Origin of the sequence: Helicobacter bilis ATCC 51630 (assembly GCF_000686565.1) — a bacterium.
Classification (GTDB): domain Bacteria; phylum Campylobacterota; class Campylobacteria; order Campylobacterales; family Helicobacteraceae; genus Helicobacter_A; species Helicobacter_A bilis.
This window is the reverse complement of sequence record NZ_JMKW01000029.1, coordinates 1-23,963: the sequence shown is the minus strand read 5'-3', so window position 1 is coordinate 23,963 and position 23,963 is coordinate 1. Positions and strand designations below refer to the sequence as shown.

18 protein-coding genes and 1 pseudogene are annotated in these 23,963 nt (G+C 34.7%); 6 read left to right on the top strand and 13 right to left on the bottom strand.

Annotated features, from left to right (window positions below):
• The first annotated feature begins 71 nt into the window (after positions 1 to 71).
• A complete protein-coding gene (locus T368_RS13520) occupies positions 72 to 1,505 on the top strand; it encodes a contractile injection system protein, VgrG/Pvc8 family (protein WP_004087661.1) in 1,434 nt (477 codons plus the stop codon).
• A gap of 127 nt (positions 1,506 to 1,632) precedes the next feature.
• On the opposite strand, the gene T368_RS13515 is transcribed toward T368_RS13520, so the two are convergent.
• Positions 1,633 to 2,232 (bottom strand): outer membrane beta-barrel protein, encoded by a 600-nt coding sequence (locus T368_RS13515; RefSeq protein ID WP_004087660.1) that lies wholly within the window; start codon positions 2,230 to 2,232, stop codon positions 1,633 to 1,635.
• Positions 2,233 to 2,430: 198 nt separating this feature from the next.
• Here T368_RS13515 and T368_RS13510 point away from each other — a divergent pair, with 198 nt between their 5' ends.
• Together T368_RS13510 and T368_RS16340 are read left to right on the top strand one after the other, a co-directional pair.
• Entirely contained in the window at positions 2,431 to 2,955 is a 525-nt protein-coding gene (locus tag T368_RS13510) for a bacteriophage T4 gp5 trimerisation domain-containing protein (protein WP_004087659.1), read from the top strand.
• Positions 2,956 to 3,054: 99 nt separating this feature from the next.
• A complete protein-coding gene (locus T368_RS16340; protein WP_004087658.1) occupies positions 3,055 to 3,687 on the top strand; it encodes a hypothetical protein in 633 nt (210 codons plus the stop codon).
• 2 nt (positions 3,688 to 3,689) lie between these two features.
• On the opposite strand, the gene mnmE is transcribed toward T368_RS16340, so the two are convergent.
• The 7 genes from mnmE to T368_RS13490 form a co-directional block, all read right to left on the bottom strand.
• A complete protein-coding gene (gene mnmE, locus T368_RS0106825) occupies positions 3,690 to 5,042 on the bottom strand; it encodes a tRNA uridine-5-carboxymethylaminomethyl(34) synthesis GTPase MnmE (protein WP_004087657.1) in 1,353 nt (450 codons plus the stop codon).
• Positions 5,042 to 6,391, bottom strand: a complete 1,350-nt coding sequence (locus T368_RS14555; RefSeq protein WP_004087655.1) for a Jag N-terminal domain-containing protein — start codon at positions 6,389 to 6,391, stop codon at positions 5,042 to 5,044. The genes mnmE and T368_RS14555 overlap by 1 nt, the downstream gene beginning before the upstream one ends.
• A gap of 48 nt (positions 6,392 to 6,439) precedes the next feature.
• Positions 6,440 to 8,173 carry a membrane protein insertase YidC gene (gene yidC, locus T368_RS0106815; RefSeq protein WP_004087653.1) on the bottom strand — a complete coding sequence of 578 codons (1,734 nt, stop codon included), beginning with the start codon at positions 8,171 to 8,173 and terminating at the stop codon, positions 6,440 to 6,442.
• Positions 8,174 to 8,190: 17 nt separating this feature from the next.
• Complete coding sequence (gene yidD, locus T368_RS14550; RefSeq protein WP_004087651.1) at positions 8,191 to 8,610, bottom strand: membrane protein insertion efficiency factor YidD; 420 nt, start codon at positions 8,608 to 8,610, stop codon at positions 8,191 to 8,193.
• On the bottom strand, positions 8,585 to 9,250 hold the full coding sequence (locus tag T368_RS0106805) for an amino acid ABC transporter permease (RefSeq protein ID WP_004087649.1): 666 nt from the start codon (positions 9,248 to 9,250) through the stop codon (positions 8,585 to 8,587). The genes yidD and T368_RS0106805 overlap by 26 nt, the downstream gene beginning before the upstream one ends.
• Before the next feature lie 610 nt (positions 9,251 to 9,860).
• Positions 9,861 to 10,154, bottom strand: a complete 294-nt coding sequence (locus T368_RS0106800) for a carbon storage regulator (RefSeq protein ID WP_004087647.1) — start codon at positions 10,152 to 10,154, stop codon at positions 9,861 to 9,863.
• Positions 10,148 to 11,245 (bottom strand): pseudouridine synthase family protein, encoded by a 1,098-nt coding sequence (locus T368_RS13490; RefSeq protein ID WP_004087645.1) that lies wholly within the window; start codon positions 11,243 to 11,245, stop codon positions 10,148 to 10,150. Before T368_RS13490 ends, T368_RS0106800 begins: the two co-directional genes overlap by 7 nt.
• An 85-nt stretch (positions 11,246 to 11,330) precedes the next feature.
• On the opposite strand from T368_RS13490, the gene T368_RS0106790 reads away from it, so the two are divergent.
• Complete coding sequence (locus T368_RS0106790) at positions 11,331 to 11,870, top strand: PAS domain-containing protein (protein ID WP_004087644.1); 540 nt, start codon at positions 11,331 to 11,333, stop codon at positions 11,868 to 11,870.
• 162 nt (positions 11,871 to 12,032) lie between these two features.
• On the opposite strand, the gene T368_RS0106785 is transcribed toward T368_RS0106790, so the two are convergent.
• The 3 genes from T368_RS0106785 to T368_RS0106775 form a co-directional block, all read right to left on the bottom strand.
• Positions 12,033 to 12,896 (bottom strand): hypothetical protein, encoded by an 864-nt coding sequence (locus T368_RS0106785; protein ID WP_004087642.1) that lies wholly within the window; start codon positions 12,894 to 12,896, stop codon positions 12,033 to 12,035.
• Positions 12,897 to 13,020: 124 nt separating this feature from the next.
• Positions 13,021 to 14,214, bottom strand: a complete 1,194-nt coding sequence (locus T368_RS0106780) for an epoxyqueuosine reductase QueH (RefSeq protein ID WP_004087640.1) — start codon at positions 14,212 to 14,214, stop codon at positions 13,021 to 13,023.
• Positions 14,215 to 14,598: 384 nt separating this feature from the next.
• On the bottom strand, positions 14,599 to 16,791 hold the full coding sequence (locus T368_RS0106775) for a TonB-dependent receptor domain-containing protein (RefSeq protein WP_230455646.1): 2,193 nt from the start codon (positions 16,789 to 16,791) through the stop codon (positions 14,599 to 14,601).
• Positions 16,792 to 17,228: 437 nt separating this feature from the next.
• Here T368_RS0106775 and rimO point away from each other — a divergent pair, with 437 nt between their 5' ends.
• On the top strand, positions 17,229 to 18,524 hold the full coding sequence (rimO, locus tag T368_RS0106770) for a 30S ribosomal protein S12 methylthiotransferase RimO (protein ID WP_004087634.1): 1,296 nt from the start codon (positions 17,229 to 17,231) through the stop codon (positions 18,522 to 18,524).
• 155 nt (positions 18,525 to 18,679) lie between these two features.
• Here rimO and T368_RS0106765 read toward each other — a convergent pair whose 3' ends face one another.
• Positions 18,680 to 21,811, bottom strand: a complete 3,132-nt coding sequence (locus T368_RS0106765) for an efflux RND transporter permease subunit (protein WP_004087632.1) — start codon at positions 21,809 to 21,811, stop codon at positions 18,680 to 18,682.
• A 12-nt stretch (positions 21,812 to 21,823) separates the two neighbouring features.
• The gene (locus T368_RS13485; protein ID WP_004087630.1) at positions 21,824 to 23,188 is read right to left on the bottom strand and encodes an efflux RND transporter periplasmic adaptor subunit; all 1,365 of its coding nucleotides are present in this window, start codon (positions 23,186 to 23,188) and stop codon (positions 21,824 to 21,826) included.
• Positions 23,189 to 23,719: 531 nt separating this feature from the next.
• Between T368_RS13485 and T368_RS13480 the strand changes: the two are divergent.
• Positions 23,720 to 23,963 (top strand): annotated as a pseudogene (locus T368_RS13480) (hypothetical protein); the annotation flags it as partial.

Genomic DNA, 23,963 nt, shown 5'->3' with positions numbered 1-23,963 from the left:
TTCAATCAAGGGAACTTTCTATAAATGCTAGACCACTCCCCCACCCCTCCCACTTAATATAAAGGATACCAATGTCTTATCTACAACTGAGTATAGATTCCCTCTCCTTTACTATCACTAAAGCCCATATTAAAGAGAGTTTAGAATCCTTATGGAGAATTGAGTGTGAAGGATATATAGAAAGTTTAGAAGAGAATCCTTTTACTTTAGACTTTTTCAACTCTTCAAGGAAAGACCAAGGGAACACTTTTAACTCTTTCCCACATAAGGAGAGCACTTTAAACTTTCACCCCAATGCTTTAATTAACAAGCAAGCAACCTTTAGAATCAGTAATCCCTACCCTCAAACACATAATACTTCTAAGACTTTAGATTTTACAAACAATCCTGCTTTAAAGTCTTTAAAGGATAATATAAAGAGTAAAAATAAGCATAAAGAAAATAAAGATTCTATCACCTCTTTAAGTTCTTTAGAGAAAGTAAAAGAATATCAAGGGGTTCTCTCTTTTGTAGAGTATCTAGGATTAAATACTCAAAGTAGTGCAAATGTTTTTCATAGAGGCAATCTTACTCCCTCTTTAAACCATAAGCATTTCTTTAAGCTTACTCTTTGCTCTTCTCTTTATAGAATGTCTTTAAATAAAGCAAATAGAATCTATACCAATAAAAGTGTTATAGAAGTCATACATTCTACACTCAACTTTTACACACACGATTTAATTAAACCTTTGGATTTCTCTGCTATTACTTTAACTTATCCAAAGTTAGAACTCATTAGCCAATATCAAGAGAGTGATTTAGACTTTATAACGAGATTAGCCCATAATAATGGCATATACTTTTGTGATGTTGCAGGAAGTATTTGCTTTTATGACACAGCACAAAGACACTCTAGTAGAGAACTTACTTTTAATCCTAATGTGAATAACACTTTAAATGAACCTTGCATTTCTAGTGTCAAAAAGCTTCAATCGTTAAGAGTTCATCACTTTAGCCAAAGTAGTGAGAATGCTTTAAATCCTTTTGCACTGCAAAGTTTAAGCCTAAAGAGTGATTCCTTACAACAAGAAGTAGAGCAAGATTCTTTAATGCACTCTTTTAATGAGCATCACTATGTTGGTGAATTCTCTTTTACTCAAAAGAGTGATTTAAAAACTCCCCTTACTTTAAAAGAAAAGAGATTAAGAGTGCTAGAGCAAAGTCTTAGCGCACAGAGTAATATCTATGATTTAACTTTAAATGAATGGGTGCGTTTAAACTTCTCCTCAAATCTTAAGGAGAATAAAGAGAATTTAAGAGATTTTATTATTATAGAAATGGAGCAAGTTCTTACTAATGAAGCTTTATTAGAGAATAACTTTAATTCTAATGATAATGCCATTAAAAAAGAGAGTGCAAAGCATTTAAAAGAAAGTGTTACTTCTTTAATGAATACAGAGCAGATAAACAAAGGGAATGAAAGCTTTAATCCCCTCACTCAAAATACTTCTAATGCGCTTTTGTGAAGGCTTTGGCACGAATTTTGGCAAAAAGCTTGAAGAAAAATATGGTATAAGCACCACAGAAGTATGATAGGAGTGATTTAAGGGTGGAGGTAAGCCCCCCCCCCCCCACCTAAAACTCTTTAGATTCTTAAAAGCTTAAAATATAGCGCGCTCCGACATTATAAGTATGTGAGCCTGTTTGTTTTTCGCCTGTTACCCTATGATTTTCCAATGTCGTAGAGATAAAAGGCACACGAGCTACAACTTCTATGCCGTGATGTTTGCCAAATTGACTTCTTAACCCAGCATTAAGTGCGACATTAAAGCCTGTTTTGACTTTAAAATCTACATTATCTTTGGCTGCCCAAGTATTTGCACCAACGCCAACACCCACAAATGCGCCGAGATTCACACTTTGGCTTGCCACTACATTATAAAGCATATCTGCATTTACCCCATAATTCATTATAACCTTTGGCTTTGGATCTTTCTTTGCTTCCGCATTTGAATAAGCAAAGTTGATATAATAGCGCATACCAAAAGCGGGAGTGAAAAATGATTTGTATCCAGCAATGCTTTCAAAGCTTAGTCCATCAAGCTTTGTTTTTGTGCTATCAGTTTTTATTTCGCTTTGTCCATACCCTGTGCCGATACCGATAAACAACCCACTCTCTTCAGCCACTCCCACAGAAACTACAAGAGCTAAAACCAAAGCTAAACTTGCTACGCATTTTCCTATTGTTTTCATTGAAACCACCTTTATTGTATATTTGCGTCAAACGCAACCTTAATTTTAGCCCCCCCCCCCCGATTTTGCTTAAAAGCAAAAGATTTTTTGGGGAAAAGTTAAGTTCTATTTAAAATCGTAACATTATTAAGATGTTGCATTTTTTATATAAATGCCATTTGTGCTGCTCGTTCAAGAAGCTCTTTTGCGCCTTTATCAATGAATTTTTGTGCGAATGCTATTGTAGGATTAAGTCATACTCTTAACATAGGAGCAAGCAATAAACTAAGAGTAGCAAAGGATAGTAGTGAATATGTAGGAGGGGATAAGGAGGTGGAGATAGGGGGGAATCTCAATACAAGTATCAAACAAGATGAGAGTAGGAATGTAGGGGGGAATAAGAGGGAGGTGGTAGGTAAAGAATATCATTTGCAAGTTGAAGATAGTATCAATATAGAATCTACTAATGAAACTACACTTAGAACTAAAGGGAATCTCTTATTTACATCTAATGCCTCTATGGGACTTGAAACAGATGAAAATGCTACTTTTATAGCTGATAATATTGTATCAGAAGCAACAAATGATTATTCTATCAATGTAGGTAATACTATTAATTTAAAGATTAATGAAACCACCATTCACGCAACAAGTGATACAATAATCCTCAAAGCTGGTGGAGTAGAAGTAGTCATAGATTCTAAAGGACTTGTAGTTAAAGGTGGAGAGATTAAAGCGGAATAGGGATAAATAGGAAAGATTGATTAAAAAATAAAAACTAAGAAAAAGTATAATACTACATAAGATAGAGTTGGAATAGAACACAAAGGATATAAGTATAATATGTCAAGTTTTAACACAAGGCCTATATACATACAAGTAAGAGATGTCCATTGTAATCTTATAGAGAATGCTAAAATAGAAGTCATCGCACCCAATGGAGATATCCTTTTTAATGAAAAAAGTCAAAGCGGAAAGATAATCTTAGATGATATAGAAAAGCTTAAAAAGATTCATAGATTTAAAGTAGAAATAGAACACCCACATTATAAAAGCACTCCAAAAACCTTAGCTTCTTGCATTAGAGAATCTTGCAAAGATAGATTCCATACACTAGAATTCCCCTATCAAGATAAACTTTTAGTAAGTAGCATATATGCAGAAATAAAAGAAATAGAATCTAAAGAAAGTAAAACACCACAACAAGAAAACTGCCCACATAACAACGCAAATACAATATGCCTACGAACACGCACATATAATTTTGATACAAATACAATAGCAGACCAAGAAGCCACAGAATCTTTAAAACATATACAAATCCATCTCAAAGCCTACTACAATCAAGATTCTATTCCAAATAAAGAAGAACAGAAACAATATTACCAAGAACAAAAGAAACAAACAAAATGGGGGTATATGCTCTTTGATAAAGAAATAAATATGTATTCTAGATTCCATATTAGGTGTGTATAATATCACTTACCAACGCAAAATTGTGAAAACATAGAATCTAGCATATCTTCTACATCATAGGGCTTTGTCATAGAGCCTAGTGATTGCAAACTTTGGTGTAATTCAAAACTTGCAAGTTCTAGTGATCCATTCATAAGCAATTCCTTTGCAACGCTAAGATTTTTGTACGCAGATTCTAAAAGATTGCTTTGTGTGGCATTTGTCAGCACAAAGGTATTATTATCAATCTCCATAGTTAAAAAGTTGGCAATTTTCTCTTTTAATAGTCTTGCATTATTCTCATCTTTTGTATTGAGAATGATCGTTTGAAAGGGTGTAAAATCATGGGTGTTTTGCCTAGCTAAATCATTTTTATTTAATACGATTAAAACAGATTTGTTACTGCATTCGCTTTTTAAAAAGTCTAGTATTTCGAAATCTTCCTTACTCATAGGTTTTGAAATATCAAACACACAAAGGATTATCTCACTCTCTCTTGCACTCTTCATACTTTTTTCTATACCTTGCATTTCAATAGAATCTGTGCTTGTGTGTATGCCGGCAGTATCAGTGAGTGAGACGAGATTCCCACAAATATCAAGCATGGCTGTAATGGTATCCCTTGTCGTCCCAGCTATATCGCTTACAATCGCCCTATCCTGCATTAATAAGAGATTAAGCAAAGAGCTTTTGCCAACATTTGGTTTTCCTATGATACAAAGCTTTATATCTTGTAATTTTTGATAATGTTTGCTTGAATCAAGTATAGCTTGGAATCTCGCTTGTATTGAAAGCAGGGTAGAAACGCTTTTAGATAATATATCTTTGTCTAAGTCCTCTTCACTATAATCGATATTCACTTCAATTTGTGCGATAATGTTTAATATCTCTTGTCGCACAGATTCTAACATTTCACTTAGTTTGCCATCTATGTTTCTTGTTAAAAGCTTTGTTAGGTTTGTATTTGTGTTGTTTATTAGGGCAAGTGTTGCTTCCAACTCTACTAAATCAAGCTTATTATTACGCAATGCTCGCATACTAAATTCACCAGCTTTAGCCAAAGTCGCACCAAAGGCTAAACATGCTTTTAGAATCTCATTTGCTACTAAAATCCCACCATGACTTTGAAACTCCACAATATCTTCACCTGTAAAACTTTTTGGGGATTTAAAATAAATCACAATGGCTTTATCTAACATTTCGCCTTTTTCATTATAGATTCTATGAAGTGTGGCTTTTCTGGGGATTAATAGATTTTCTAAAGCGTCTTTTTTAAGCAATTTTGAAGCAATACGCAAGGCTTCATCTCCGCTAAGGCGGATAATGCTAATAGCACTTTTTGCAAGCGCACTAGATATAGCTACAATTGTATTCATTAATATTTAGGAAGATTCCCAAAGCCATGTATATTGTTTCGCATATTATTGTTGCTTATAAATTCGCTAATGCTGATATATTTTTCCCCATCGGCATTTTCTCTAAAAACAATATATTTATTTGGCAGGGCATCGCGTAACATTTTTAATGCAATATGTGTTAGGACACCATCTAGTGGCTTTGTCTGTGCTTTACCATTTACTTTTGCATTTTCAATGATGGGACCAAGGTAAGCTCTCATCATCTCTTCTTGATTCTTTAGAAATTGCGCTATCTCAAGTCGCACACCCAAACCATAACAAGTATGAATCCAGTTAAAAAGCAAATAGCTAAGAGACTTGTAACGATAGCCTTTCTGCCCGATGAGTAAAGCTGCATCAAGCCCATCAATAAGAATGAAAAGCGTATGATCATCATAAGGTTCTACATGGATTTTATTAAGCTTTAGTGGCAAGTAAGAAAGCAGTTCAGTAAGCTCATCTTGGACTTCTTTACAAATAGATTCTATATCCTTTTTTTGCTCTGCATTACTTTGTGTGCTATCCTGCCACGCTACATTAGAATCTTTATCATAAAATGTAGAATCAAAATCGCCTTGCACTCTCTCATCAATAGACTTTTTATGTGGTATGGAAGTATTTTGCTTTATTTCTTTTGTGTTTGCATGAGTTTGTGTGGGCTTAGAATCTGTTATGCTAGATTCTGCTGCTTTGGTGTCTGTCGTTTTGGGTTTTGTTATTTGAGATTCTAATATTTGGCTTTCTCTTATTTTAAACTCTTGGGCTTTACTCTCTTGTGGTCCCTTATTTAGCGTGTCGGCTTTAGACTCATTTGCATAAGCTTTAGTGTTATTGTCTTTATTTGTCTGTAAATCTTTGGCTATGTAAGCGTGATTTGTCGGTGTTTCATCACTTTCATCGCTATCTTTACTTTCTTTACTTGTGTATTCTTTGGCATTCAAGTCTGTTTGATTATTGCTTTCCATGTTTTCAATATGTTTATTATTTGATAAGCTATTGTCGCTGGTATTGATTTTAGAATCTTTAGAATCTATTGCAGAAATTGTTATAGAAGATTCTTTTGTGTCTTGTGTTGTTTCGGTGTTGAGTGAAGTTGCGCTATTCATACTATCTATATTTGTTTCAAGTGGCTTTGTAGATTCTATATTTGCGGTATTGATATTATGTTTTTTTGTGGCGACAATGATTGCTTCTTTTTTCAAAAATCCTAGAAATCCACTACTTGGATTCTGGATAACTTCATATTCTATTTGTGTCAATGAGCAGTCAAAATGCTTTGTAGCTTCCATCAATGCAGCATCAAGCGTGTTTGCACTAAATCTTTTCATTTATAAATTCCTTAATATTTGTTATTTCATTTACCATATTGTAACATATTATTGCCTATTTTTTGTTTTATGTGTATGTTTTTTGTGAGTATGCTCTTCAATCTCTTTTTGCCTTTTAGATTCTAGCATTTTATTAATAGCAAGTTGCTGGATAATAGAAATAAGGTTATTAATCGTCCAATAAAGTATAAGCCCTGCTGGAAAGGTGATTAAAAAGAATGTAAAAATAACAGGTAGCCATTTAAACACTTTTTCTTGCATAGGGTCTGTAAAAGTTGTGGGCGTAAGGGCTTGTTGTAAATACATAGAAAGTCCCATAAGCAAAGGCAATACAAAATAAGGATCCATAACACTTAAGTCGTGTATCCACCACATAAGCGGTGCGTTTTTAAGCTCAACTGCATTATACAAAACGCGATAAATAGCAAAAAACACAGGGATTTGTAATACAAGCGGTAAACAGCCACCAAGTGGATTTGCACCATGTTTTTTATAGAGCTCCATCATTGAAGCTTGCAATTTCTGCGGATCGCCTTTATATTTTGCTTGTAAGTCTTTCATTTTTGGGGCTAACTCTTTTAGCTTTTGCATACCCACCATGCCCTTAAAGCTTAATGGGAATAGGATAATGCGTATAATGATTGTTAAAACAATGATGGCAACACCCCAATTGCCAATATATTGATATAAGAAATCAAGCAATGCAAAAATATATTTTGCAAAGAAAGTGATTCTGCCATATTCTACAACGCTTGTTAAATGCGGATTAATAGATTCTAAAACTCTATAATCTTTTGGTCCTATATAGCCATGCAATACTTCATTAGCACTGCTTACATTAATGAAAGGGGTGGGCAGTCCCTTGCTAAAAGCACCAATGCTAAGTGAAAGCGGCTTATCAATATTAAATAAAAGGCTTGTATAATATCTATCTACACTTGCTACATAGAGTGCATCATCAAAGTTTTCTCCCTCATTTTTTGCGTCTCCATCTTCTATTTTTTCAATCGAGCCATTATTTTTTTGTAATACTACACCATGGAATACATAGCTTTCAGAATCTGCATTTGGACGCATACCATTACTGATTAGATATTGTGTCTGTTTGCTTAATTCTATTTGGACTTTATAGGTCATATTTGGCTCGATAGTGATAATCTTCTTTACCACTAAATCGCCTAAATCCTGCGTTAAAGTAAGAGTTTCTGCTTTATCTGTAAGCACGATATGCAATCTGTCTGTGCTATATTTTATCTCACTTGATTTTTTTCTATAATTCTCATCAGTAAAAATCATTTGCAATGGATAAAGCGGCACATTATCGGCTAATAAAGGCAGTCTATCAAGCTTTTTATTCTCACCGCTCACCATACCAAAAAGTCGCCCTATATGTGTAAAAATGCCCTCTTGATGTGGCTGGGTGTATTTATCCGCCTTGAGATAAACTTGTGTAATTGCACCTGATACATCAATATCCATATCAAAATCTTGTGATTCTATACGCACGAGATTTTCTTTTATTTGTGGCACAGAAGTTGGAATCCCTTTCATAGTATTACTAGTATTTGTTGATGAAGGCGGTACAATTATATTTGCATTTGTATTTATCGCACTTTGTGGGATCACCTCGTTTTCACTTTTAACACTAGAATCTGTTACTTGATTTGCTGCTTGTGGCTCTTTTATCGGTGGTTCTGGTGCAAAAAACTTTGACCATATCACAATAACTGCAAATGAAATGGCAACCGCTAAAATCAGCCTTAAATTACTTTGTTTATCCACTAAAAACCCTTAATATTTTATAAATGAATCGAAATTATATAAAATTTTTTCAATTTAAGCAAATAAGAATGTGAATCTACAAAAAAATATGTCGTTTTTGGTATAGATTTGATATAAGGTTTTGCTAAACTAGTTTGATATAACTTTATATTTTCAAATGCCCTTTGGCTTAGATACACACTTGGAAAATCAAACCCACCATGAAAAAAAGGATTACAACGCAAGATTCTTAAAAGAATCTTTACATTTGCAATAACAACATTATCAAATCGCAAAAGCAATAAAGCATACGAAGAACACGATGGATAAAAACGACAATTAGCCCCAAGTAAAGGCGAAATGGCATATTGATAGAATCTTACTAAATACATGGCTATTGTATTTAGGCTTTTTTGTTTATTTAAGCAAGGATTATTGCGTGATAAATTTTTTCTCAAGATAGTTTCCAATATAAGAAAATGGATAGCAAAGCATAAAATAAATAAGCAGTATTGCCCCATACACGATAAAATTAACACTTGTATCATGTCGCCCAACAACCTCAATCAACTGCTGTCCTACTTTTAAAAGCTCCACAACGCCAATAAGTGGTAAAAGCGAAGTGGTTTTAATGATTCTGCCAAAGAGATTTATGCTTGAGGGCATAAGGGCTTTTAGGGCTTGAGGGATAATTATGTCATATTCAATCTGCCATGTGCTAAATCCTAGTGCAAGAGCAGATTCTCTTTGATGCTTTGGTATATTAAGGATACTTGCACGGACTAAATCACCCATCTCAGCAATCCCCCACATACTAAAGACAATAATCCCGCAAGTAGTCGCACTGATATGTAAGTCAAAGCTACTAGGTATGCCATAATAGATAATAAAAAGCCATGCGATAAGCGGCACAATCCGCACAGATTCTAAAAAGAATCTACAAATATACTGCGTAATCTTACTTTTTACAATCATAAGTCGCCCCATAATAAGCCCACCAACAACTGAAAAAATAATGCTAATCAATGCTACAAACAGCAAAACACCAACGCCATCTAAAACCCGCCATAGTGTTGTTAGACTGAAGAGTTCTCCCACTTTATGCCTTTATATTTTTTTAATTTAATATTAATTGAAACATGCAATTATAACAGATTTTATATCCCTTAATCCATAATAGTAAATATGAAGAAAAATGAAATACATGTTATATGTGAAAATATGAATCTATCAAGTAATTTAGTTTCTATAAACCTTTGCCTAAATAGCTAAAAAGCCTAGATTAAAAGTCTTTTATGTGTTTTGATAGTCGCGATTTGGCACTATGATTCATTCTGCAATTTTTAAGCATCCAAAAACTATACACAACAGACAAAGCAATAAAAAAAACAAAAATCCAACTTTGACGCTCTCTGTCTTATTGTGTATGGCATGACGATTCAAGTAGTCTAGAATCAAGATAGTAGCTAAACTTAAAATAAGTGCCAAAAAAGAATTGTCTAGACAAACATAAATCTCTCTAAGTTTATACTTTTTGTCAAAATGACCTCAACAGAAAATATAGACTCACTAAATTTTCATATTTTATCACAAATATCATGAGCAAAATATTGCAAACAAACTAAAGCTATTGACACCAAGTGTAAAAACACTGACTCACACTTATATTACAATATCTAAAAGGCACCATAAATCTACTCTAGCGATCCTACTTCTTACCATTTTGCTCTTTTTTAAACTTATCTTTTGCATTCATTTCTTTTGATCTTTTGAGTTTCAATTGCATACCAAGTGCATCTAGCATATCCATACTTACAGAATCACTTGTAGCTTTTGTGTTTTCACTTTTAATAGCTTCAGTGAGTTCTGCACGCAAAATAAGTGTTTTTGGTGGTGCTTCAAACCCTAGCTTCACGCTGCCTTTATCAATGCTTACCACCTTAAGAATAATATCATTTCCAATAACGACACTCTCTTCTTGTTTTCTGGACAAAATCAACATTTATCAATCCTATTTAAAATATATTTTACCTTGCCATCTTGAAATACTTCAATGATTCCAAAATGTGTGTCAAAATCTGCAAACAATATCTTGCTTACAGAATCTTTACACATGGTATCTGGGCAAACTTCCTTGTTATGACACCCTAATTCTAAATGAGTTGCTTGTATATTTTGCGATTGCTGCGTGTGTTGTTTAGAATCTTTCTTAGAATCTGCCACACACACCATATCACTAAAAATCTTTGCACACAAAGAGGGATTAAGTATAAACTTTGCACCATTATATGCGACTTTTGCATATTCTGTAAGCTGAATTGTATCATATTTTAAGGCATTTTTTATATTTAAAATTATAACTTTTGCATTTTGGCGTATCCCTTGTATTTGCAATGGCACTTCTATGCACCCTAAAACATTATCTTGTTTATGCGTCATAGAATCTTTAAGCATATTTTTATAATTCCACTCTCCCTCTTGCACTCTCTCTAAGCTACATAAACTCCCACATACCCCTAGATTCTTAGCGATAATCTCCCCTATACTGCGGATATATCCACCCTCACTCACACATATTTCAAAGCTTAAAAAAGGATGTGAATAGCTTAGAATCTTTATATACTTTATATCTGTTGTAATCGTATCTATATCAAAGTCTATACCCTTTCTCATAAGCTCATAAGCACGCACACCATTAATATGCTTTGCACTAAATTTTGGTGGTTTATAGGATATACTGCCTTGTATGTTTTGTATTGCTTTTTCTATCTCTTCACGGCTATATGGTTGTATTTGATGAAGACATACGATATTTTCAATATCAAGGCTTTTACTCTCTAAACCTAAAAATAGCACGGCTTTATATGTCTTATAGTCTTTCCTAATGTGTGATAATAGCTTTGTGTAGTGATTTACACCAAGTATTAGCATACCATGTGCGAATGGGTCAAGTGTGCCAGAGAATCCTATCTTTTTAACAGGATAGCCCAGCCCTTTCAAACCTTTTTTAAGCATATTAGCAAAACTAAGACTTGAAATATTTGGTGGTTTAGAAGCGATTGCAAAAAAGTTTTGCGGCATTGTATCTTGCAAAAATAGCCCTTATTAAATAGAGTCGTAAGGTATATTTTACTTCATATTCGTTATAATTATCTAAATAAAATAAAAAGGATAAGCTTTGGAAATAGAGAGAAATGGTAATGAGCTTATTTTACATGAAAGCAGTCTTATCACTTCAAAAACGGATTTACGCGGTTATATCACCTATGCGAATTTTGATTTTATAGCATTTAGCGGTTATGATGAAGAAGAACTCATCGGGCATAATCACAATATCATACGACATCCACTCATGCCACGCATTATTTTCAAAGTATTATGGGATACGATAAGAAGTGGCAAAGAGATTAATGCCTTTGTGCTTAATAGAAACAAAGAGGGCTTAGAGTATTGGGTATATGCAAATGTAACACCCTCGTTTAATGCAAATGGCGAGATTATTGGCTATTATTCCGTGCGTAGAAAGCCAAATCCACAAGCCCTGCCGACTATACGCGAACTCTATACAAATCTCACTAACATTGAAAAAAATGCAAAAGAGAAAGGTAAAAATGATATGGACGCAAGTTATGCAGCATTGGTAGCAACGCTAGAAAAGCTAAAGATGACGCACCAACTCTTTTTTATCACAATGCAGCATGATGGTGGCGTGGGGTAAGGTTGGCAGTTGTTGCCATTTTTTTGATAGTTTGTAAATCCCTATTTTCTCCATGTGTTTTTATTGAATCTGTGATTGTTTAGATTCCACTTATTTATCATCAAAGCACAAGTGAGTAAAATTATCTTTAGAATCTAAATATTCATTTATAGCGAAAGAAAATTACTCTGCCTTAGCATACGCGCGGATATTTGTAATGCGGCTTATCTCTTCTTCACTTAGAAATATAATGAAAGCATAGCTATTTTCTTCTGCCTTCTCACGCACAAGGAAGAATGATCGCAAACGATATGACAAAGCCATAGGGCTTAATGGCTCAACTTGATAGGTTGCAAAGGTTGTGCGTTTTGTATTTGCGAGTAAGCGGCTAATCTTTCTCTCCATTTTTGTATTATAACACTCAAGGCTGTAATCCCTAAAATCTGAATACACGCCAACAATATGCTCTTGTGTAGAATCTGTGAAAGAAAAATACAAATAAGATGAAAGGCGATGCAATTTTTGTGCGAGTAGGCGGGAGTATTCAAGTGGTATGGCTTGAAAATTATCAAGGTAAAAATGTTTAATTCCATACCAACCTTCGCGTTCTATATATTCTAAATCAAAATCGCCAAATGCCACGCACGACATATCGAAATGACGCAAATCCTTTAGATTCCGTATAGCCTCATTAGAACAATAAGTTTTATTTGAAAGCTGTGCAAAAAGTGTGCGAAGATTATCCAAATATACATTATTGTAATGAAAATCAAAACTTACAACATAAGGATAAAATACAATATTGTATTCATTGCGATAGCCTTTTTGAAGTTCTTGCGTCAATCCAAACTCATTATAACGCGTTAAAAGCGGGCTTTTTGCAAGTGGATTAAACTCTTTTATAGCGACATGATATGCACTCCCAGAGAGTAATGGGGCGATAAATTTTTCACCAATCTCAGCATAAAAGTCAGTATCCTGCGGGACTGCTTGAAAATCATGTGCGATATCTTGTGGATTGAGATTATACATATCCGCGCTTGCCATATTATTCCTCATTCAATATTTTTTATGTAAAAGTGTAAAATCGGATTATAACACGAAAGCAATAATGCAAAATTAAGTTTATACACATAAAATACCATCAATGTAGCATTTTGATACAAAAATATCACATTTCTTCAAATACTACAAAATTACGCTCATTTTGAAATACGCTTTGTATCTCTAAAGTAATATCGTGTGGAATCTGCGTGTCAAGGATAACAATAGGATTCATACTCTCCATACCACACAAACCATATCTTAAGTGCATTTCCTGTGTGTATTTTGGCGGATTTTTTATCATATCGGCTACATTCTTATAATCTATGTTAAAGAAAAAATTCAAAGTATTTATGTCTATAAACATACTATCATCTTTTTGTGAAAAGCCAATGAGTAGCTTAGAATCTAGCTTATATCGCTCTTCTTTTTGGGTTAAAAAGCTAACTTTTTCTTTGTTTGAAAGGTCTTTTAATTGTGTTTGAAAGATTTGATAAAAAGATTCAATCTTTGGTTTTGCCCATGTTATTTTACTGCTTTTTGCTCTCTTTTTTGAGTTAGATCTTGCAATGATGTATGATGGGATAACCTCTTTTTTATGCCAAACTCTGCCGAGTAAAAGTCGCCATACAAGGTTTTCTTGCTGTGTTAAAACATAGCCTTTTCCCTCTTTTTCTAGTATATCCCTTTGATTAAATGTTAGCTTTCTGTATTCATTACTTGCTGGCATAATCTGTCCGCTAACATTACTCATCATCTCAAATACAACTTTATCCTGTTTGCTTCTTTGCTGTTTTAGGGCAAACTGACAACCACAATAATTCTGTCTATATAGCCTATATTCTTTTGCAAGCTCATTTTGCTTATTTACCCCGCCATTTGCTCTAACATTTATCTTAATAAACTCTAAATCATTTTTTGCCGCAATTATATCGCCCTGCTTATAAAGGACTTGCTGTTCTTTCATGGGGCTACTTAAAAGTGTTGTGGTAAATTTTTGAATCTGCATTTCTTTTGCAAGTTGTGCTGTCTTTACAAGCCTTGTATCAAAGCATACATTACACCTATCACCCTTTTCTGGTTCATCTTCTAAACCCCTTACATTTTCAAACCAAACCTGTGTATCATACTCACCCTCTATAAGTTTGATATTAAGCATATTGCAACTTCGCCTTACATCTTGCAATCGCAAATCATGCTCTTCTTTTGGGTGAATATTAGGATTATAGAAAAAGCCTACTAGATTCTCATCTGGATATGCTTTGTGAAGCTCACTTAGAAAATAATGACTATCGACACTGCAACATATATGCACTAACATTATTGCTCCTTATTTATTCTTATACGCAAAGAAAATATAACCACCCAAACCGACAATAACAACCAGCAATAAAAATATAACTAACACAATATCTAAAGTTTCCATATTACCTTCTTTATTATGATTAAAATATGTAGGGGATTAAGTCTATGAAAATAAAAACACGAATTATAGAATCTAAAAGCTTAAAAAGTTATATAAAGATTCTAAAATTTAGTTTAAAGCAATCTGTGTATGCAAACCAAATGCACATTGAAACGACTTTTTTGTTTTATTTAAGATTCTGTAATACTATCTGCAATCATCTTTCACATATCTGCATGTTATCCCTTATTTTATTTTCTAGTATGTGGTAGTGATATTGCAAAATAAAATCATACTCAGTTAAAAATCCATACTTACAGACATATAATATCTTCTACCCTCATAAATTGTTGCATAGTTATTATAAGCAGTAGTAGTTGCACTTCCACTAGAACTACTTTTAGCAAGATAATAATCAATAAAGTTATGATCCAAAAGATTATAGATTCCAAAATTAAGCCTTAGATTATTAGTGATATTATAATTGCCACCTAGATGCAAAAGAAAATATGGTTTATAATATATGCTTAAGCCCGGATTATTATTATAGAAAATTTCTAGTGCATCTTTAGAACTCGTTCTGCCTAATACATTCATGCGAAGTTGGTTTGCACGAAATTCACCGCGTAAAAATGCACCAAATATATCATTGTAGTTATAATTTATCGCCATATTTAGTGTGTGTTCAGGTATCCCTGTAAGTGGTAAGCCTTTGCTATTTCCAGAAGTAGCTTCATTTTTATTCCAAGTGTATGACAATGTAGCACCAATATCACCATACACTATATCAATCGGTTTTAATTGCAAGGCAAGCTCTATTCCATAGCTTATTGCACTATCAACATTATAATAGCTTTGACATGATGGGTTGGCAACAGTGCCGTTACCACCCCAGTCAGCCATACATGTGAATCCTGCGGGCAAACTCCCATCTTTTTCAACCGCATAACTTGCAATTTTGTCATAAAACTGAGTAAAAAAAGCGGTAGCAGATATATCGCTATAATCTGTGTCATGCATAACCGCAAGTTCATAGTTAATAGAAGATTCTGGCTTTAAATCTGGATTTCCATATACCCTAATAGCACCTTTTCCTGTGCTAGAACTCCACCCGGGTGTTACATTTGTAATAGTTGGCATTTTGTAACCTGTAGATACGCCACCCTTAATAGTGAGATCGCCAAATGTTTCATTTTCTATCGCATGGTAAATGAGATATGCTCTTGGAGAGAAGTTAAACCCGAATGCAGAATTGACATTCATTCGTCCGCCAAATGTCAATATTAAATCATCGAGTATCATATATTCATCTTCAGCATAAATACTTAGTGTATGTCTATCTATAAGCGATGGTGTATCTCCGCCAAATGCAGTGCCATTGATTGCTGCAACACTATTATACGCATATTGAGCTCCTGCTATAATCTTCATACGCCAAAATGGAAAAATTGTCCTATGTTCTAGTATGACATCTTGTGCTAGACGATTTCTAGTTTGATTATACATGGAGTTATATTGCATACTAGAATCTGTGCGTATAAGCCCCTTTTCCCCATAACTGCCTTGATGTCGTGCAATCAAATTATTGCGTGTAAAAAATGAATTTTCAAATACATTTGAATCATACCATTGATTAAAATGTGCTGCATCAACATAAAAGTAATTATTTTCATTCATAGTGTAGCCAAGCCTTGTGCCAACTTGTGCTTGATTATTCTCACCTGCACCAATGATTGAGCTATTGCCTGTGAGTGTTGTTTGACTATTTGGTATAGGCACAACAAAAGTTTTTGGTGCAAACTGATAGGATTCTTTTGCCCTAATTTGCAAAGACCACTTCTTTGCAGAATCAAGCGGACCCGCACTAAATAACATAACGCCTGCAACATGCCCAAAATTATTTTTCTCTTGAAGTGTCGTTTCTATGGTTGCATTACCCACCCATTTTTCAAAGTGTCTTTTCAAGATAACATTAACAACGCCGCCAATAGCATCACTGCCATAAATTACTGATGCAGGACCTCTTATCACTTCAATTCTATCAATTGCACTAATAGGCGGCATAAATGAGCCTTGAGAAAAGCTAAAGTTTGGAAATGCTTCACTGCTTACATCTTGCCTTGTGCCATCAACAAGGAATAATGTATAGCTACTTGGCATACCGCGTATAGACACAGAGTATCCGCCAGTATTTGTTGCCCCTGCATCAATGCTAACTCCGGGTATTTGTGAGATTGCATCGCCTAAATCACGAATGGGACGACCTTGCAAGTCTTTATTAGTTATAATAGACATGGACGCTGGAGCATTCTTTAGTTCCTGTTCAAAACCGGTGGCTGTGCTAACAGTGGCAATCACTTTGTTTAACTTATAGCTTTTTGCAGATGATTTCTCCTTATCAAGAGTGTTGTTATCTTCTGTGTTTATCGCATACGCAACATTGAGCCAAGCACATGCTACAAAGATTCCAAATATTCCCTTATGTTTCATCATTAAATTATCCTTTCAAGTTTTATGACATTTACACAAAAATACAGCTTTATACACCAAGCAATGTTTAGGTATTTGCACCAAAATTTAATTATAATAATAGCATAAAATTTTATTATTATATAAAATATAATATCCATTACTATTATTATATATATTTTAGTTGAATGTAAGTGATATGTGATTTTGAATCCAAATTTTAGGATCATGTTATTTGCATTGTATAGAATCTAAAAATTTAAAAGGCTATATAAAGACTCTGAAATTGAGTTTAATTTTTTAGCTATTGATTATATGGCAAAATAGATTCTATAAGCAAAGCATAGAGTCGCTACATAAGCCATTCATATTTGCCATATCTCATAAAGTTTTGCTATAAACTCTTCTTTACTTTATACGACAAATAGACAAAACAAGCTGATATAAAAGGAATAGCAATTATGAAAAAACTCCATGTAGTCTCACTTGGGTGTTCTAAGAATCTTGTAGATTCTGAAGTTATGTTAGGTAAATTGCAAGATTATGAAATCACGCAGGATTTAGGCAGTGCCGATGTGATTATAATCAATACTTGCGGTTTTATCGAGGCAGCGAAAAAAGAGAGTTTAGGGCATATATTTGAAGCATTAGAGGGGCGTAAAAAGGGGGCATTGCTAGTGGCTAGTGGCTGTCTTGTAGCACGCTATGCAAAAGAGATTAAAGAGATGATTCCAGAGATTGACATTCTCACGGGTGTAAGCGATTATGACAAAATAGATACGATGATCGCAGAAAAAAGGGGGGTTATAAATGATAGCGTATATCTCCAAAAAGATGAAAAGCGAGTGATTACAGGCTCACAAATCCATGCTTATGTGAAAATCAGCGAAGGTTGCAATCAGCAATGCTCATTTTGTGCTATCCCTAACTTTAAGGGTAAGCTACAAAGCAGAAGCATAGATTCCATACTGAATGAAGTGGAATCTCTAGCAAAACAAGGCTATAAGGATATAAGCTTTATCGCACAGGATACAAGCTCATTTTTGCGTGATAAGGGCGTGAATGATGGGCTTTTAAAGCTGATTAATGCTATAGACGCACAAGGGGCGATTAAGAGTGCGAGAATCCTTTATCTATACCCAAGCTCAACGGATATAGCGCTGCTAGATGGCATTGCAAATTCACAGATTTTTCAAAACTACTATGACATGCCGATACAACATAGTGCAAAATCCGTGCTTTCACACATGCAAAGAAGCCATAAAGACATGATAAAACTACTTGAATATATGAAAAAAATCCCAAATAGCTTTGTGCGTAGCAGTGTGATTGTAGGCTATCCAACAGAAACTGAAGATGATTTTAACGCTCTTTGTGAGTTTTTAGAATCTTTTCGCTTTGATAGATTAAATGTGTTTGAATACTCAAAAGAAGAGGACACAAAAGCTGGAAAACTAGAAGAAATCCCGCGAAAAATACGCACACAACGCATTAATAAAGTAAAAAAGATTCTAGCAAAGATTGATAAGCAACATTTTTCTGCCATGCTAGATACGCATATCCCCTGCATTATTGAAGGCAAAAGTGCGTTAAGCCCACATTTTTATAGTGCAAGAGATATGAGATGGGCAAAGGATATTGATGGTGAGATTCTCATAAATGATGGTGAATATAGCGGACCGGGCTATTACGATGTGCATATCACACAAACAAAGGATAATATCCCAATTGGTAATATAAAAAATCGCTTTGAGTGATACGAGAACCATCATAAAATGTTTATTCCTGCATTTAAGGTGGTAAGTTCTATCATGCAATCTAGATTCTAAAAATACATGCGGAAAGTTGCATTAGCATAAGTATAGAACAAATGGAATCTAATTAAGCCACATAGAATATGGCGGAATCTTATTTAATTTTCTTGCTCTTTTCTCTTATTAAGCCATTCATTTAGTCTTGCTACATAACTCCAAAAAAGCGGAATGAAAAATATGGCGATAAAAGTTGCTGCCATCATACCACCAATAACACCTGTGCCGATAGCATGTCTGCTTGCACTTCCAGCCCCACTACTTAAAGCTAGAGGCAATACGCCAATACTAAATGCTAAAGAAGTCATAATGATGGGGCGAAATCTAAGCTTTGCCGCACCTATGGCAGATTCTATAATGCCCTTTCCTTCTCTTTCATGTAAATGCTGTGCGAACTCCACAATTAAGATTGCATTTTTAGCCGATAAAGCGATAAGCATAACAAGCCCGATTTGAAAATATATATCATTATCAAGCCCACGCAAAGTGGTCGCAAGGACTGCACCAAAAACTGCAAAAGGCACTGCCGTAAGCACCGATAAAGGCATAAGCCACCGCTCATATTGCGCACATAGAATGAGAAATACAAAAATAAGTCCAAACACAAAGGCAATAGCCCCTGTGCCACTTGCATTTTTTTCTTGATAGCTTGAGCCTGAATAGGCTATTGTATAGCCCTGCGGTAATACCTCTTTTGCTACTTCTTCAATAGCCCTTAAAGCATCGCCACTTGAGTAATCTCCCTTTGCTTGTCCTGTGATTTTCGCACTCATAAAGAGATTGAATCTATCTACAATATCTGCCCCTGTAACGCGTTCAAACTCCACTAAAGAACTCACTGGGACTAGATCACCCTTATTTGATTTTACAAATACGCGACTTAAATCTTCTGGTGATTTTCTAAATTCGCTTTCAGCTTGGATATTCACCTGATATGTTTTCCCATAAAGGTTAAAGTCATTGACATAATATTGCCCAAAAACGCTTTGCATAGTTGTGAAAACATCGCTTACATTCACACCCATAGACTTTGCCTTTTCTCTATCAAGGGTGATGAAGTATTGCGGAATATTTGGATTAAACATGCTATTTACGCGTGTAAGCTCTGGTCTTTGATTTGCCTTTGCAACAATGAGATTTGTGTATTTCTCAAGGTCTTGTATTGTGCCATTATTTCTATCCTGCACATAGATTTCAAACCCACCTGCAAGGGATAAACCACTGATTGCAGGTGCGCCAAATACAATAGCATTTGCTTCAAGTTGTTTATTTAATAAGACATAGAATTTACCTACAATACTCGCTGCACTCTGGTCTCTCTTGCTCCAGTCTTTCAATGTTGTAAAGATGATAGCCCCACTTGTCCTTGCTGCGCCAGCAAGCATATCATACCCTGCAATTAAAAAGCTATAATCAATATTTGGATCTTGCTCTAAGAAAGATAGGGCTTTTTTACCCTCTACAATTGTGCGTGAGAGTGAGGCAGCAGGTGGTAGCTGCAACGAAGATATTACAATGCCTTTATCTTCGCTTGGCACAAGACTTGTTGGCAGCCTCTTAAATAATCCCCAAGTAACGCCAATGATTGCAATAAAACAAAGAGATAAAAGCCCACCTCTTCTTAAAGCCCTTGCAATTTGTTTTCCAAACTTAAAAGTAAGCCAATCAAATACATCATTAAATCTCTTCACAAGATAAAAGGGCTTAGGCTCTTTTGCTTTTAAAATAGACACACATAAAGCAGGGGTTAGTGTCAATGCAACAAAGCCAGAAATAACCACAGAAATAACAATAGTAATTGCAAACTGCTTATAAATTGCTCCCGTAAATCCACCAATAAAAGCTACTGGGATAAATACAGAACAAAGCACCAACACAATAGCTACAACAGGTCCTTGAATCTCGCTCATAGCCTTTAGTGTCGCCTCTTTTACTGAATATTTTTCTCCATTTTCATTTGTCTCTGTATGCAAGATTCTCTCTACATTTTCAATCACAATAATAGCATCATCAACAACGATACCAATGGCTAGTATTAGTCCAAAAAGTGTTAAAAGATTGATTGAGAATCCTAATGCATACATTCCTGCAAATGCCCCTACAATAGACACAGGGATAGCAATAACTGGGATAATGGTTGCACGGAAATTTTGTAAAAAGAAATACATGATAATAATAACAAGCACAATGGCTTCCGCGAATGTTTTAATCACTTCTTTGATTGAGATTTTAACAAATGTAGTCGTATCATACACATTATTATACTGCATTCCATTTGGAAAATTTTCTGCTAACTCTTCTAGTTTTTTTGCAACGCCATTTGCCACATCAAGTGCATTTGCACCCGGCTGGGCTGATATACCAAAGCCAACAGATTCTTTACCTTTAAATAGTGGGGTAACGCTATAATCTTTTGCTCCAAGCTCTATTTTTGCCACATCTTTTAGACGCAAAGCGCTACCATCGGCATTTGATCTAATAATAATATTACCAAATTCATTCGCACTAATAAATCTTCCATGTGTGCTTACAGAATAGGTAAAAGCTACTTTATCATTTAAAGGTTCTGCACCAAATGAACCCACTGCAAATTGTGAGTTTTGCTCAGAGATTACTTGTGCTACTTCGCTTGGTGAGAGATTATTTTGTGAGAGTTTATCAATGTCAAGCCAGATTCTCATAGAATAATCACGATTGCTAAAAACGATGACATCACCCACGCCCGGCACTCTTTTTAGCTCATTTACAACATTGAGTAAGGCGTAGTTTGCCACATAGGTAGAATCATGGATTGCATTATCAGAATACATAGCATAGATAGCAAGTAGTGTCGAAGATTTTTTATAAACATTTACACCTACTCTTTGCACCTCTGCAGGAAGCCTTGAGAGTGAGGACTGCACGCGGTTATTGACATTTACCATTGCCATATCTGCATTTGTGTCATTGCTAAAATATACACTTATGCTTACAACCCCACTCGATGATGATGAAGACTTCATATACAGCATGCCCTCAACACCATTAATGCTATCTTCTAGCACGCTTGCCACAGTGTTTGCAACAACCTCAGCACTAGCACCTGTGTATGTTGCCTGCACGACAATTTCATTTGGCACAACTTGGGGATATTCCTCCACCGGTAAAATATAGATAGAAATCGCACCAACAAGCGTCAGCACTATGGATAAAACCATAGCAAAAATGGGGCGATTGATACAAAACTTTGACATCAAATCCCCCTTTTATCCGTATATAGAATCTGCTTTACTAGATTCTATATACTTGTCATATTGAGCCTTTGAAAAAGGCGAAATATCTTGTTGAGATTCTATCTTGGATATTCTGCTATGTTTAACATAATAAGTGGAAGTAGATTCTATATTATGCTGCATAAAACTCATGCTTTTTGTATCTTTAGAATCTTGTGCGGTTGCATTAACAGGCATAGTTGGGTGGATTTTTGATAATTGATTGATGATAAGCAAGTCGCCATTTTTAAGCCCATCAAGGATTAAGACTTCATTATTTGGCAGATTCTGCCCTAGCGTTACCCTTGCTATCTCTGCTTTATTGTCCTTTGCGATAAATACATAGCTTCCATCTTTATCTTGTAAAAGTGCGCTTTGTGGTATTGTGATAGCATTTTGTGCTTCAAAGCCTTTTAATCTTACACGCATAAATTCATTTGGTATCAGTTTATGCTCATCATTATCCACAATCGCCCTTGCCTTGATTGTAGCCGTTTGTGAATCTAGCACACTATCAATAAAATCTAGTTTTCCCATTTTACCATAAGCCTTGCCATTACCTAACACAAACTCAACTTGTATGCTACTATCTTCCAACCCTCTCATAAAGTAGTAATCTCTACTGGGGATAGAAAACTCCGCATAAATAGGGCTTAACTGCGTAATAGTCGTCAATACATCTTGACCGCTTGTGCCGACAAGATTCCCAACATCATATTTTCGCATACCAGCCCTACCGCTAATACTTGCTACCACATCAGTATAGCCTAAATCAATCTTAGCATCTTCAAGGGCTGCTTTTGTATTTGCTAGATTCGCTTGTGCTTGTAAGTAGTTTGCCCTTGAAGTGTCGTATTGATCTATGGTATATACGCCTTGCTTATACAGGCTTTCCACTCTTTTCCAATCGCGATTTGCTTTTACAAAGCTTGCCTCTGCGGAATGATATTGTGCTTTTGCTTGATTCACCCTTGCTTGATAGCGTGCCGCATCAATCTTAAAGAGCAATTGCCCTTTTTCTACAATATCACCTTCAGTGAAATTCTTTGTTAAAAGTGTGCCTTGCACCCTTGCATATACATTGACGCTTTGGATACTTTTAAGTCGTGCTGGATACTCAAAGTTTAAGGCTACATTTTTTGATTCTATATTTTTTACTTGGACTTGCAAGGCTGGGATTTCTTGTGCTTGTTGTGTGGAATCTTTACAGCCTATAAAGGCTACAAGCATAGTTGCACACAAAATCATAAATAAAAATAAGCGAGAATCTTTCATTGGGTTAGCTTTTGTGTTTCTATGTCTTGCTTGTGTGTAAAAAACATAGCATAGCTGCATGCATGATTGTATGCTTTTTTGCATAATTTGCTCCTTTTGCAAATGCTTTATTTATCTATACTTCAATAAAAAACTTTGTATTCTAGCTTGATTTTGTAAATATTTGCGTATGCAAATAATTCTTTTTTGCATACTTTTTAATTTTTTATTTAGAATCTAGCAAGGCATTTTTATACAAGTATTTCAAAATATGGAACTTTTTGTTAAATAAAAACATATCAAAATATACTCTTAGTTTTTAGAATAATAAAAATATCAGTAAATATGTAGTCGTTTGTGGAATCTGAATCTTATGTTAATAGCTAGATTCTCTTCTTAATATGTAGGTATGCCAATAAAATACCAACCATTCTTAATATACCAAAAATCTTATTTATTGTCGTCATTGTATCGTGCAATAATGCAAACAAAGATAGTTAATTTATGCTATAATACCCCACACTTCATAAAAAACCACAAATTAACACAAAAGGACATATATGGGATTACGAAAACTTATAAGAAAAACTTCTTGGTATAAAAACTATCAAGCAAAGAAAGAATCAAAAATGAGTGATGAAGAATACTTCATATACAGACATAAAAAAAATCTTTGGCTATACACCAGACTTTAAAAATCCACAAACCTTTAATGAAAAAATCATTCACAGAATCTTATTTGATAGGAATCCAATATACACAGCCCTAGCAGATAAACTCAAAGCTAGAATCATATTGCCACCACATTACAACACTTTAATCCAACTCACAACACACAAGATAATACTATTTACAATACTGCTTATACTACGGGGGGGGG

Excerpts from the sequence above, each read along its gene's own strand:
- rimO (WP_004087634.1), top strand. The coding sequence starts at position 17,229 with ATGAAAAAACTCCATGTAGTCTCACTTGGGTGTTCTAAGAATCTTGTA.
- mnmE (WP_004087657.1), bottom strand. The coding sequence starts at position 5,042 with ATGAATACAATTGTAGCTATATCTAGTGCGCTTGCAAAAAGTGCTATT.
- T368_RS16340 (WP_004087658.1), top strand. The coding sequence starts at position 3,055 with ATGTCAAGTTTTAACACAAGGCCTATATACATACAAGTAAGAGATGTC.
- T368_RS0106765 (WP_004087632.1), bottom strand. The coding sequence starts at position 21,811 with ATGTCAAAGTTTTGTATCAATCGCCCCATTTTTGCTATGGTTTTATCC.
- T368_RS0106780 (WP_004087640.1), bottom strand. The coding sequence starts at position 14,214 with ATGTTAGTGCATATATGTTGCAGTGTCGATAGTCATTATTTTCTAAGT.
- T368_RS14555 (WP_004087655.1), bottom strand. The coding sequence starts at position 6,391 with ATGAAAAGATTTAGTGCAAACACGCTTGATGCTGCATTGATGGAAGCT.
- T368_RS0106775 (WP_230455646.1), bottom strand. The coding sequence starts at position 16,791 with ATGATGAAACATAAGGGAATATTTGGAATCTTTGTAGCATGTGCTTGG.
- T368_RS13520 (WP_004087661.1), top strand. The coding sequence starts at position 72 with ATGTCTTATCTACAACTGAGTATAGATTCCCTCTCCTTTACTATCACT.
- T368_RS0106785 (WP_004087642.1), bottom strand. The coding sequence starts at position 12,896 with ATGGCAAGCGCGGATATGTATAATCTCAATCCACAAGATATCGCACAT.
- T368_RS0106800 (WP_004087647.1), bottom strand. The coding sequence starts at position 10,154 with ATGTTGATTTTGTCCAGAAAACAAGAAGAGAGTGTCGTTATTGGAAAT.
- T368_RS13515 (WP_004087660.1), bottom strand. The coding sequence starts at position 2,232 with ATGAAAACAATAGGAAAATGCGTAGCAAGTTTAGCTTTGGTTTTAGCT.
- T368_RS13510 (WP_004087659.1), top strand. The coding sequence starts at position 2,431 with ATGAATTTTTGTGCGAATGCTATTGTAGGATTAAGTCATACTCTTAAC.
- T368_RS13485 (WP_004087630.1), bottom strand. The coding sequence starts at position 23,188 with ATGCAAAAAAGCATACAATCATGCATGCAGCTATGCTATGTTTTTTAC.